8 protein-coding genes and 2 rRNA genes are annotated in these 13,065 nt (G+C 52.7%); 5 read left to right on the forward strand and 5 right to left on the reverse strand.

Annotated features, from left to right (window positions below; genetic code table 11):
- Positions 1 to 223: 223 nt before the first annotated feature.
- Positions 224 to 1,699, reverse strand: a complete 1,476-nt coding sequence (locus JK621_RS14935) for a SulP family inorganic anion transporter (protein WP_212556669.1) — start codon at positions 1,697 to 1,699, stop codon at positions 224 to 226.
- Positions 1,677 to 2,333, reverse strand: coding sequence for a carbonic anhydrase (locus tag JK621_RS14940; protein WP_212556670.1), 657 nt, complete (start codon positions 2,331 to 2,333; stop codon positions 1,677 to 1,679). The genes JK621_RS14935 and JK621_RS14940 overlap by 23 nt, the downstream gene beginning before the upstream one ends.
- Before the next feature lie 52 nt (positions 2,334 to 2,385).
- Between JK621_RS14940 and JK621_RS14945 the strand changes: the two genes are divergently transcribed.
- Positions 2,386 to 2,547: a hypothetical protein gene (locus tag JK621_RS14945; RefSeq protein ID WP_212556671.1), complete on the forward strand. Its 162-nt coding sequence runs from the start codon at positions 2,386 to 2,388 to the stop codon at positions 2,545 to 2,547.
- 161 nt (positions 2,548 to 2,708) lie between these two features.
- Here the strand turns inward: JK621_RS14945 and gltP are convergent, their stop codons facing one another.
- A complete protein-coding gene (gene gltP / locus JK621_RS14950; protein WP_212556672.1) occupies positions 2,709 to 4,025 on the reverse strand; it encodes a glutamate/aspartate:proton symporter GltP in 1,317 nt (438 codons plus the stop codon).
- An 895-nt stretch (positions 4,026 to 4,920) separates the two neighbouring features.
- Here gltP and acs point away from each other — a divergent pair.
- The 4 genes from acs (at position 4,921) to JK621_RS14970 (ending at position 9,620) form a co-directional block, all read left to right on the forward strand.
- On the forward strand, positions 4,921 to 6,879 hold the full coding sequence (gene acs / locus JK621_RS14955) for an acetate--CoA ligase (RefSeq protein ID WP_212556673.1): 1,959 nt from the start codon (positions 4,921 to 4,923) through the stop codon (positions 6,877 to 6,879).
- Between the two features lie 90 nt (positions 6,880 to 6,969).
- Positions 6,970 to 7,281, forward strand: coding sequence for a DUF485 domain-containing protein (locus JK621_RS14960; protein ID WP_062869262.1), 312 nt, complete (start codon positions 6,970 to 6,972; stop codon positions 7,279 to 7,281).
- Positions 7,278 to 8,930 (forward strand): cation/acetate symporter ActP, encoded by a 1,653-nt coding sequence (actP, locus tag JK621_RS14965; protein WP_212556674.1) that lies wholly within the window; start codon positions 7,278 to 7,280, stop codon positions 8,928 to 8,930. Before JK621_RS14960 ends, actP begins: the two co-directional genes overlap by 4 nt.
- Positions 8,931 to 9,101: 171 nt before the next feature.
- Entirely contained in the window at positions 9,102 to 9,620 is a 519-nt protein-coding gene (locus tag JK621_RS14970; RefSeq protein ID WP_212556675.1) for an ester cyclase, read from the forward strand.
- A gap of 91 nt (positions 9,621 to 9,711) precedes the next feature.
- On the opposite strand, the gene rrf is transcribed toward JK621_RS14970, so the two are convergent.
- Together rrf and JK621_RS14980 are read right to left on the reverse strand one after the other, a co-directional pair.
- Positions 9,712 to 9,827, reverse strand: a 5S ribosomal RNA gene (gene rrf / locus JK621_RS14975).
- A 102-nt stretch (positions 9,828 to 9,929) separates the two neighbouring features.
- Positions 9,930 to 12,837: ribosomal RNA gene (locus JK621_RS14980) — 23S ribosomal RNA — on the reverse strand.
- Positions 12,838 to 13,065: the final 228 nt, after the last annotated feature.

Consider the following 13,065-nt stretch of genomic DNA (forward strand, 5'->3'; position numbering starts at 1 on the left):
AGTCCGGGCACCATATTTAGAAGAACCCGCCTATGGCGGGTTTTTTGCTTTTCAGGGTATGGACTCTCCATCGAACGAGTTCGATTATTCGGCCGGAGGCCTCACCCTGCGGGCCAACGCCAAAGCGTTGTTCAATCCGGCGCAAGCGCCGGTTGTCCGAGTCCGGTCGCCCTATTTAGAGAACCCAGCCTATGGCTGGGTTTTTGCTTTTCAGGGATAGGCCTCACCCTACGGGCCAGCGGCTCAGCTGGATCCCCCGCTCGGCCGCGCCGGCGCCAAACTCCGCCAACACCGCCCTCACGTCCGGGTCGATATACTCGGCGTTATCATGCTCGGCGATTACCACACAATTATCGGGGATCTGTGCCAGCAGGCTTTGCAAACGTGGATTATGCAGAAAAGTCAGGTTCTGGTGGAACCGCACCACATAATGATCGTCGTAACAGCTTAGTTGCAGCGCATTGCGGTGGCTTTTGTAGGTACTGCACAACAGTTGCGCCATCAGCCCGATAGCAATACCCGCCAGCATGCCGAAGATAATGATGCAGGACACGGTCAGGATGAAGGGAATAAATTGCGGCAACCCCTGGCGCCACTGGGCGATAAACAATGCCGGAGAGGCCAGCTTATAGCCGGTATACAACAGTACCGCCGCCAGGCTGGCTAACGGAATGGTGTTTAGCGCATCGCTGAGGAACAGGCCGCATAACAGCAGCAGCACACCGTGCAGCAGAATCGAAATGCGGCTACGCGCTCCGGCATTGACGTTCACCGAGCTGCGGACAATCACCGCAGTGATCGGCAGACCGCCGAGAAAACCGCTCAGCATATTGCCAACGCCCTGAGCGCGCATCTCCTTGTCCGGCGAAGGTGCCGGCGTTTGGGATTTCAGTTTTTTCAGCGCCTCCTGACTCAGCAGGGTTTCCAGGCTAGCCACCAGCGCCAACGTCAGCGCGATGAGATAAACCGAAGGGTTGCGCCAGGCACCTTGCCAATCCGGACGGCTGAGCTGCTCGCCCAGCGCCTCGGCACTGTCGAATTTAGGCAGTGAAATGCGTGGCATGGCACCGATGCTTTCCGGCATCCAGCGCTCACCAAAGACCACGGCCAGGCTGCCCCAGAGCACCGCCACCAGCGGGCCGGGAAGATAACGGGCCAACGGGATCCGTTTCACCGGCGCGGTGGTCCACAGCCACATGATCAACAGAGCACCCAAGGCAACCAGCGCCGAGGCGGGCGACAGCAGCTCGGCCTCGTCGGCCAGCAACGCCTTCAGGCTTGCGTCCCCCGGTACGCCCAACGCTACCGGCACCTGCTGCATGATCAGCAAAATACCGATGGCCACCAGCATGCCCTGGATCACCGTACCGGGCACCAGCGTGATCCACCGTCCGGCGCGCAGCAGGCCGAAAATAAGCTGCAGTGCTCCCGCCAGCATCAGCGCCACCAGCAGCAATGAAAATGAACCCAGCGTTTCCATGGCAGCGGTCACAATGGTGACCAAGCCGGCCGCAGGCCCGCTGACGGCATAGCGCGAAGGGCTAAGCAAGGTGACCACAATGCCGCCGATTACCCCGGTCAACAGCCCCACAAAAGGAGGCAAGCCACTGGCCTGCGCGATGCCAAGGCTGAGCGGCAATGCCACCAGAAACACCACTATTCCGGCGGGAATATCATTACGCAGAGTGCTTAAGTTCATGACCCACCTCCATAGCGTTCTGATGGACGAGCTCCTTCAAATGCCCTTCTTGCAGATCGTACACGCAGCCAAAAACCTCCAGCATCTTGCCCTGCTCCCAGCGTCGGCGCACCGGTTCACTGGCAATCAAATGGGTGAACTGGGTCACCACGTGCGCGTCGATAAGCCGGTTCAGACGTGCAACGTCGTTTCCCTCTGCCTGCTGATAATCCTGCAAGTTATGTTCGAGTGATCGCCGCAAATGCGCCATCCGTCGCGCCAATGCACTGTCTTCTTGTGCCAGCGACATTGCCGGCAACGCCACTGCAGCCTGTACGCCGCCGCAACCGTAATGGCCGCACAATACAATGGCGGAGACTTGCAGATATTCCAGCGCATATTGCAATACGCTCATCAGACTATCGTCATCCTCAAGGACCATATTGGCGATATTGCGATGAACGAAAAGCTCACCGGGGTGTGCGCCGGTCAGTACCTCGGCCGGGACACGGCTGTCGGAACAGCCTATCCACAGCGCCTGCGGCTGCTGACCGGCGACATGCTTGCGGAAGTAATGTGGGTTGCGCTGGCGCTGCTGTAGCGCCCAACTGCGGTTTCTGGCTATCAGGGGTTTAAGTATCGTCACGGCATGCATCTCTCTGTTGGGGACAAACAGGCTCTCGCCTACCCGCCCAGGAGCCAATTACATGAATCAAAATGATGGTTTTATCCCAAAGCCAAAATTGGCATGGGGCATTTTTTACACGCACAGCGCCGTTCCTCCATCAGGAAAGGCCCCTATTAACCATAGAAGCAGCGACGAATCTGACAAGGAAAAACAGCCGGGAACTTTTAACAAAAACAAGTAAACATTTTGATTTTATTGGCCAATTAATCACGGCCGACATATAAAAAAACTAAAGTAACTCCAATGAGAGCATTCTTTACATTCGCTGCCTGACCCGCCAGAAATCGGGCATAAAAAAACCCGCCATAAGGCGGGTTTTTCAATAATTGCACAGGCAGACTATTAAGACTCACTTGCCTGTTTGGCATTGCCTGACAAGAACTCTGTCTCATAGGCCAGCGCTTTCTTACTGTCGAACTGATGCTCCCATTTGGCGATCACCAGTACCGCCAACGCATTACCCACTACGTTCAACGCAGTGCGCGCCATATCCAGAATACGGTCGACGCCGGCGATAAACGCCAACCCTTCCAGCGGGATGCCGACGCTGCCCAAAGTTGCCAGCAGCACCACGAAAGAAACGCCGGGTACGCCTGCGATCCCCTTGGACGTGACCATAAGCGTCACCACCAGCACGATTTCCTGGCCTAGAGACAACTCAATCCCGTACAACTGCGCAATAAAGATGGCGGCGATGCTCTGATACAGCGTGGAACCGTCCAGATTAAAGGAGTAACCGGTGGGTACCACAAAGCTGGTGATCGCCTTCGGCGCACCGTAGGCTTCCATCTTTTCAATAATGCGTGGCAACACGGTTTCCGAACTGGCGGTGGAATAAGCCAGGATCAGTTCGTCCTTCAGGATACGGATTAGCGTCCAGATTCGCAGATTGCATAAGCGGGCGACCGCACCCAGCACCACCAGAGCGAAAAAGGCGATGGCGAAGTACACCAACGCCACCAGTTTGGCCAGCGGCAACAGCGAAGCGAAACCAAAGTTGGCTACCGTCACGGAGATCAGACCAAATACCCCAATTGGCGCATAACGCATGATCATATGGGTGACTTTGAACATGCTTTCGGAAACGGCTTTAAACACCTTCAACAGAGGTTCTTTGGTTTCTTTCGGCAATGACGACAGGCCAAGACCAAACAGCACCGAGAAGAAGATAATCGGCAGCATGTCGCCTTTGGCCATAGAGGCAAAGACGTTCGAAGGAATCAACGACAGAATGGTTCCCACCAAGCTATGCGAACCGCTTTGCACTTGCTCAGTAGTTTTTTCATATTGAGAGATATCGACCGCCGTCAGCGTCGACATATCGATACCGTGACCGGGTTGAAAAACATTAGCCAACGTCAGCCCCACCACTATGGCGACAGTGGTAATAACTTCGAAATAAATAATGGTTTTCAATCCGAGGCGGCCTAACTTTTTCGCATCGCCGACTCCGGCGATACCTACCACCAACGTAGAAATAACGATCGGCACGACAATCATCTTAATCAGGCGAATAAAAATATCACCGGCCGGACTAAGAACATTACTAACCAGCCACTCACGCGACTCAGTCTGATTATGGAGCACTGCACCGACGACAATACCCAACACCAGCGCTATCAGGATTTGCCAAGCAAGGCTAATTTTTACACTTTTCATACCCAAAGAGTCCTCAAAAGATTCCTTTCAACGTATTTAACTGCAACACGAAGAAGAGAATAATTAATCATTTAATACGGGCTTATGTTCATTTCAAGAAGGCATCCACCTGCCCTTAGTGTGACGCTGCTTAAATCAGTACCATTTGAGCGACCTTGTCTGCAACCCTTGTTTTATCAGGCTTGCGCGCTGAATCGAATCATAGAAATTATCAATTTCAGCCTCACATAGCATAATCGATTGTTATTAAAAACATAATTTTATGTGCCGTAAATCACATATTAATCCGATCGTACAATTTTCACCCATAATAAAAATGCGTTATTTTTCGCAGAATCTGCATATTTAATTTGCCAGTGATGTTTATATTATGTTGCATAAAGGTTTTTAAAATGAAACAAAAAAACATTTCGCCTGGTAATTATTTCTTTGATATTTTTCGTTGAAAACACAAATGAGAATTATTCTTCTAAAACCAATATACATAAAAATATTTATAAAAAACGATAAATCCCAGGCAAGCTTATTAAGCTAAGAGTGGTGATAATGACCAGACTATTAATAGTCACGGGTATATTAATAGTCGGCATACGTATAAAGGGTTGAGCAGAAATTAATACTCAAGGTTTTATATTGGCTATGATCTATAGGAAGCGCGTTTAATCTGGGATTGATTATTCTTTTTGGTTCTTTAGATAGCGTTTTCTGAAAAAAACCACCTATTTAACCGCTTTTTCCCACCAAGTAGATAGATACACAACGCAAATAAGACAGAACTATTACAAATCAATATCTTTGTTGCGTGATCTGCCGCGCAAAAAAGAAACAAAGAATCATAGCAAACTATACTTAACCCTCAGTTGACATATCATTAACAACTTCAAGGAGAAAAGCTATGAGCCAAGTGCATAAACACGCTATTCCTTCTGCAATTGCAGAACACGCCCTGATTAACCCAGAACAATACCAACAATATTATCAACAGTCTGTGCAAGACCCGGAGACTTTCTGGGGCGAGCAAGGAAAAATCCTGGACTGGATCAAACCTTATAGCCGGGTAAAAAACACGTCGTTCGATCCGGGCCATATCAGTATCCGCTGGTTTGAAGACGGCACCCTGAATCTGGCGGCCAACTGCCTCGATCGCCATCTGGCCGAGCGCGGTGACCAGACCGCCATTATCTGGGAAGGTGACGATCCCACCCAGTCGAAACAGGTGACCTACAAACAACTGCACCACGATGTCTGCCAGTTCGCCAACGTACTGAAAAAGTTGGGCGTCAAAAAAGGCGACGTCGTGGCTATCTATATGCCCATGGTGCCGGAAGCCGCGGTCGCCATGCTGGCCTGTGCACGTATCGGTGCGGTGCACTCGGTAATCTTTGGCGGTTTCTCGCCAGAGGCGGTCGCCGGCCGCATTATCGACTCCAACTCCAGGCTGGTTATCACCGCTGACGAAGGCCTGCGCGCCGGGCGTGCCGTGCCGCTGAAAAAGAACGTCGACGACGCGCTGAAAAACCCTGGCGTGAAAAGCATCACCAACGTGGTCGTTTTCCAACGTACCGGCAAGCCGGGTTATTGGCAGGAAGGCCGTGATTTATGGTGGCATGAGCTGATCAACGGCGTTTCCGCCGACTGCCCACCGGAAGAGATGAATGCGGAAGACCCGTTGTTTATCCTTTATACCTCCGGATCGACCGGCAAACCCAAGGGCGTGCTGCACACCACCGGTGGCTATCTGGTGTATGCCGCCATGACCTTCAAGTACGTCTTCGACTACCACGACGGTGAGGTGTACTGGTGTACGGCCGACGTCGGCTGGGTTACAGGCCACAGCTATCTGCTCTACGGCCCGCTGGCCTGCGGTGCCATCACCCTGATGTTCGAAGGCGTGCCGAACTACCCTGACGTCAACCGCCTGTCACAGGTGATTGATAAGCACCAGGTCAATATCCTGTATACCGCCCCCACCGCCATCCGTGCGCTGATGGCCGAAGGCGATAAAGCGATAGAGGGCACCAAACGCGATTCACTGCGTATCATGGGTTCGGTCGGAGAGCCGATCAACCCGGAAGCCTGGGAGTGGTATTACAACAAAATCGGTAACGGCAAGTGCCCGATCGTCGACACCTGGTGGCAGACCGAAACCGGCGGTTTTATGATCACCCCGCTGCCCGGCGCCACAGAGCTCAAAGCCGGCTCTGCCACGCGGCCGTTCTTCGGCGTGCAGCCTGCCTTGGTCGATAACGTAGGCACGCCTCAGGAAGGCGCCTGCGAAGGCAATTTGGTGATCACCGATTCCTGGCCTGGCCAGGCGCGTACGCTGTTCGGCGATCACGATCGTTTTGAGCAGACTTACTTCTCCACCTTTAAAGGCATGTATTTCAGCGGTGACGGCGCACGCCGCGATGAAGATGGATATTACTGGATCACCGGCCGCGTCGATGACGTGCTGAACGTTTCCGGGCACCGTCTGGGTACCGCAGAAATCGAATCTGCGCTGGTTTCGCATCCGAAAATCGCCGAAGCGGCGGTAGTCGGCATTCCGCATAATATTAAGGGCCAGGCGATTTATGCCTATATCACGCTGAATCATGGCGAAGAACCCTCTCCTGAACTCTATACCGAAGTGCGTAACTGGGTACGTAAGGAAATAGGGCCGATCGCCACGCCAGACGTGCTGCACTGGACAGATTCGCTGCCCAAAACGCGCTCCGGCAAGATCATGCGCCGCATTCTGCGCAAAATCGCTGCGGGTGACACCAGCAACCTCGGTGACACATCAACCCTGGCGGACCCGGCCGTAGTAGACAAGCTGTTGGAAGAAAAACAATCAATGAAAGTACCGTCGTAATTTCCGCCGTCTCCGGCCGTTCATCAGGAACTCATCCGATGGACGGCTGCCGCGCGGCGTTCTCGATCAATACCTACTGGAGACGCACTGATGAATGACACCATTTATCAAAGGATTGAGGAAAACCCGCGTTTTAAAGAGCTGGTACGAAAACGCGGCCGCTTCGCCTGGCTGCTTTCGTTGATTACGCTGGTACTTTACGTTGGCTTCATTTTACTGATCGCTTTCGATCCGCAATGGCTCGGTACGCCGATCGCCGTCGGATCGACCATTACCCGTGGGATCCCGGTGGGTGTGGGCCTGATCGTTATCTCTTTCGTTCTGACCGGGATCTACGTATTCCGCGCTAATGGCGAGTTTGATCGCCTGACGGCAGAAATCCTGCGTGAGGTGCAGAAATGAAGCGTTTATTGTCCTCCGTCGCTCTGTTGGCTCTGCCGGGGTTGGCCTTTGCCGATGCCATTAGCGGTGAAGTACATCGCCAGCCGTTGAATATTCAGGCGATCGTCATGTTCGTGTTGTTTGTCGGCGCCACGTTGTATATCACCTATTGGGCCTCCAAACGCACCCGCTCGCGCCAGGACTATTACACCGCGGGGGGGAAAATCACCGGCCTGCAGAACGGTCTTGCCATCGCCGGTGATTTTATGTCGGCGGCTTCTTTCCTGGGTATTTCCGCACTGGTGTATACCTCTGGCTATGACGGGCTGATTTACTCTATCGGCTTTTTGATCGGCTGGCCGATCATTCTGTTCCTGATTGCCGAACGCCTGCGTAACCTTGGCCGCTATACTTTCGCTGACGTAGCCTCTTACCGCCTGAAGCAAAAACCGATCCGCACGCTTTCCGCCTGCGGCTCCCTGGTGGTGGTCGCGCTGTATCTGATTGCTCAGATGGTCGGGGCCGGCAAGTTGATCCAATTACTGTTCGGGCTGAACTACCATGTAGCGGTAATTTTGGTCGGCATTTTGATGGTGTTGTACGTTTTGTTCGGCGGCATGCTGGCCACGACCTGGGTACAGATTATCAAAGCGGTGCTGCTGTTGGCGGGTGCCAGCTTTATGGCGCTGATGGTGATGAAATCGGTCAACTTTGACTTCAACACCCTGTTTGCCGAAGCCGTGAAAGTGCATCCGAAGGGCATCGCCATTATGAGCCCGGGTGGTTTGGTCTCAGATCCTATTTCGGCACTTTCCCTGGGGCTGGCGCTGATGTTCGGTACCGCCGGGTTGCCGCATATTCTGATGCGCTTCTTTACCGTCAGCGATGCCAAAGAGGCCCGCAAAAGCGTGTTCTATGCCACCGGTTTTATCGGCTACTTCTATATTCTGACCTTTATTATCGGTTTTGGCGCTATTTTGCTGGTCAGCCCTAACCCGGCGTTCAAAGATGCCACCGGAGCGCTGCTGGGCGGCACCAATATGGCCGCAGTGCATTTGGCCAACGCGGTTGGCGGTAACTTCTTCCTCGGCTTTATCTCGGCAGTCGCCTTTGCCACCATCCTTGCGGTGGTTGCCGGCCTGACGCTGGCAGGGGCATCAGCGGTATCTCACGACTTGTACGCTAGCGTGGTTAAAGATGGCAAAGCGACCGAGCGTGATGAACTGCGGGTTTCCAAGATCACCGTGGTGATCCTGGGGATAGTGGCGATTGCGCTGGGAATTTTGTTTGAGAAGCAGAATATCGCCTTTATGGTGGGGCTGGCCTTCTCTATCGCCGCCAGCTGTAACTTCCCGATCATCATTCTTTCGATGTATTGGTCACGCCTGACGACCCGTGGTGCGATGATCGGTGGCTGGCTGGGCTTGCTGACTGCGGTGATCCTGATGATCCTGGGCCCGACGATTTGGGTGCAGATCCTTGGCCATGAAAAACCGATCTACCCTTATGAATACCCGGCGCTGTTCTCGATACTGGTGGCATTTGTAGGGACCTGGCTGTTCTCCGTCACCGACAGTTCGCTGACCGGGCAGCAAGAACGCGAGCGTTTCCGCTCTCAGTTTGTTCGTTCGCAAACCGGGCTGGGCATCTCTCAGGGCAGCTCGCATTAACTGAATAATAAGTGAAAAAAAGCAAACACCCCCTAATCAAAGGCCCTTCGGGGCCTTTTCTCGTTCTGTCAGTTGTAAATATTCTTTAAAGGTTCATCGCCTCTGTCGGGGTTTTTCATTCGGCTAACAGGAATCAAGATAGGTGCTCTGAACAATACAAGAGACAGGATCATGAAACAGCCTATGGCCTTACTATTGCTGGCCTTTGCCGGCAACGCATTGGCAACCCCGCTTGTCGAACCATTGCAGTTGATTAGCGACCACAACCTTCCTATTGCACAGCAGCAGGCGCAAATACTTGCCGCCAAGCGCTACGACAGCTTCTGGAATACCGGCGATGAGATGCTGGCAAAACAGGCGCTGGCCCGTGACTTTACCGATATGACCTTACCCACCGGCAGAATGCAGGGTATTCGCGGCGCGTTGCAGGCCTCGAAAACTTTCCGCCAGGCCGTCCCGGACTTACGTTGCGAAGTGACGCAGATGATTGTTTCCGGCGATCGCGTCGTGGCGCATTTGCACTTTAGCGGGCATTTTACTGGCCATTTTCAGGGGAAACAGGGAAAAGGACAACTCATTGATTTTATTGCAACCGATATCTATCAGATCAAGCAAGGAGCAATAACCGCCAATTGGCATATTGAGGATAATCTGACGTTATTACAGCAGTTGGGAATGGTGAAAATGTAGCCACTGAGGCGCAGCGTAGCTGCGCCCGTATTCCCTGACCCAAAAGCAAAAAGCCCCATGCTTTCGCATGAGGCTTTCGACTTTGTTTGATGCCTGGCAGTGTCCTACTCTCGCATGGGGAGACCCCACACTACCATCGGCGCTACGGCGTTTCACTTCTGAGTTCGGCATGGGGTCAGGTGGGACCACCGCGCTATTGCCGCCAGGCAAATTCTGTTTCATTCCAACCGCTTCACTCTCGTGTCGCCATCGAAACCAATCTCGGAACTTCGCTGAAAATCTCTCAAATCAAAACACCTTCGGTGTTGTAAGGTTAAGCCTCACGGATCATTAGTACTGGTTAGCTCAATGCATCGCTGCACTTACACACCCAGCCTATCAACGTCTTAGTCTTAAACGTTCCTTCAGGGGCCTTAAAGGCCCAGGGAAGACTCATCTCGAGGCAAGTTTCGCGCTTAGATGCTTTCAGCGCTTATCTTTTCCGCACTTAGCTACCGGGCAGTGCCATTGGCATGACAACCCGAACACCAGTGGTGCGTTCACTCCGGTCCTCTCGTACTAGGAGCAACCCCTCTCAATCTTCCAACGCCCACGGCAGATAGGGACCGAACTGTCTCACGACGTTCTAAACCCAGCTCGCGTACCACTTTAAATGGCGAACAGCCATACCCTTGGGACCTACTTCAGCCCCAGGATGTGATGAGCCGACATCGAGGTGCCAAACACCGCCGTCGATATGAACTCTTGGGCGGTATCAGCCTGTTATCCCCGGAGTACCTTTTATCCGTTGAGCGATGGCCCTTCCATTCAGAACCACCGGATCACTAAGACCTACTTTCGTACCTGCTCGAGCCGTCACTCTCGCAGTCAAGCTAGCTTATGCCTTTGCACTAACCTCACGATGTCCGACCGTGATTAGCTAACCTTCGTGCTCCTCCGTTACTCTTTGGGAGGAGACCGCCCCAGTCAAACTACCCACCAGACACTGTCCTCACCCCGGATTACGGGGCCGAGTTAGAACATCAAACATTAAAGGGTGGTATTTCAAGGTTGGCTCCACGCAGACTGGCGTCCACGCTTCAAAGCCTCCCACCTATCCTACACATCAAGGCTCAATGTTCAGTGTCAAGCTATAGTAAAGGTTCACGGGGTCTTTCCGTCTTGCCGCGGGTACACTGCATCTTCACAGCGAGTTCAATTTCACTGAGTCTCGGGTGGAGACAGCCTGGCCATCATTACGCCATTCGTGCAGGTCGGAACTTACCCGACAAGGAATTTCGCTACCTTAGGACCGTTATAGTTACGGCCGCCGTTTACTGGGGCTTCGATCAAGAGCTTCGCCTTGCGGCTGACCCCATCAATTAACCTTCCAGCACCGGGCAGGCGTCACACCGTATACGTCCACTTTCGTGTTTGCACAGTGCTGTGTTTTTATTAAACAGTTGCAGCCAGCTGGTATCTGCGACTGGCTTCAGCTCCGAGAGCAAGTCTCTTCACCTACGCGCCAGCGTGCCTTCTCCCGAAGTTACGGCACCATTTTGCCTAGTTCCTTCACCCGAGTTCTCTCAAGCGCCTGGGTATTCTCTACCTGACCACCTGTGTCGGTTTGGGGTACGATTCTGTGTTACCTGATGCTTAGAGGCTTTTCCTGGAAGCTTGGCATCAACTACTTCTGCACCGTAGTGCATCGTCATCACGCCTCAGGGTTGAATAAGAGAACGGATTTACCAATTCTCTCCCCCTACACGCTTAAACCGGGACAACCGTCGCCCGGCTAGCCTAGCCTTCTCCGTCCCCCCTTCGCAGTAACACCGAGTACAGGAATATTAACCTGTTTCCCATCGACTACGCCTTTCGGCCTCGCCTTAGGGGTCGACTCACCCTGCCCCGATTAACGTTGGACAGGAACCCTTGGTCTTCCGGCGAGCGGGTTTTTCACCCGCTTTATCGTTACTTATGTCAGCATTCGCACTTCTGATACCTCCAGCAACCCTCACAGGCCACCTTCAACGGCTTACAGAACGCTCCCCTACCCAACAACGCTAAGCGTCGCTGCCGCAGCTTCGGTGCATGGTTTAGCCCCGTTACATCTTCCGCGCAGGCCGACTCGACCAGTGAGCTATTACGCTTTCTTTAAATGATGGCTGCTTCTAAGCCAACATCCTGGCTGTCTATGCCTTCCCACATCGTTTCCCACTTAACCATGACTTTGGGACCTTAGCTGGCGGTCTGGGTTGTTTCCCTCTTCACGACGGACGTTAGCACCCGCCGTGTGTCTCCCGTGATAACATTCTTCGGTATTCGGAGTTTGCATCGGTTTGGTAAGCCGGGATGGCCCCCTAGCCGAAACAGTGCTCTACCCCCGAAGATGAGTTCACGAGGCGCTACCTAAATAGCTTTCGGGGAGAACCAGCTATCTCCCGGTTTGATTGGCCTTTCACCCCCAGCCACAAGTCATCCGCTAATTTTTCAACATTAGTCGGTTCGGTCCTCCAGTTAGTGTTACCCAACCTTCAACCTGCCCATGGCTAGATCACCGGGTTTCGGGTCTATACCTTGCAACTATTCGCCCAGTTAAGACTCGGTTTCCCTACGGCTCCCCTATACGGTTAACCTTGCTACAAAATATAAGTCGCTGACCCATTATACAAAAGGTACGCAGTCACACCACGAAGGTGCTCCCACTGCTTGTACGTACACGGTTTCAGGTTCTATTTCACTCCCCTCGCCGGGGTTCTTTTCGCCTTTCCCTCACGGTACTGGTTCACTATCGGTCAGTCAGGAGTATTTAGCCTTGGAGGATGGTCCCCCCATATTCAGACAGGATGTCACGTGTCCCGCCCTACTCATCGAACTCACAGAATGTGCATTTTAGTGTACGGGACTATCACCCTTTACTGTGCGACTTTCCAGACGCTTCCACTAACACACAAACTGATTCAGGTTCTGGGCTGTTCCCCGTTCGCTCGCCGCTACTGGGGGAATCTCGGTTGATTTCTTTTCCTCGGGGTACTTAGATGTTTCAGTTCCCCCGGTTCGCCTCGTATGGCTATGTATTCACCATACGATAGTGTGTCGAAACACACTGGGTTTCCCCATTCGGGTATTGCCGGTTATAACGGTTCATATCACCTTACCGACACTTTTCGCAGATTAGCACGCCCTTCATCGCCTCTGACTGCCTAGGCATCCACCGTGTACGCTTAGTCACTTAACCTCACAACCCGAAGATGTTTCCATCGTTCGCATTGCTACATTTGAGAGACTCTATGACAGGTTAATCCTTATCCCAATACATCTACGGAGGGATAAGTTTCAGCTGTCATGTTTCAATTTTCAGCTTGTTCCAGATTGTTAAAGAGCAATATCTTAAACACGACTCGCAAGAGTCATCTTTAAGATGTTTTCGGTGATGACTCACCGGTGATAATGTCTTTCACTCATT

The sequence above is a fragment of the Serratia plymuthica genome, from assembly GCF_018336935.1.
Lineage (GTDB): Bacteria > Pseudomonadota > Gammaproteobacteria > Enterobacterales > Enterobacteriaceae > Serratia > Serratia plymuthica_B.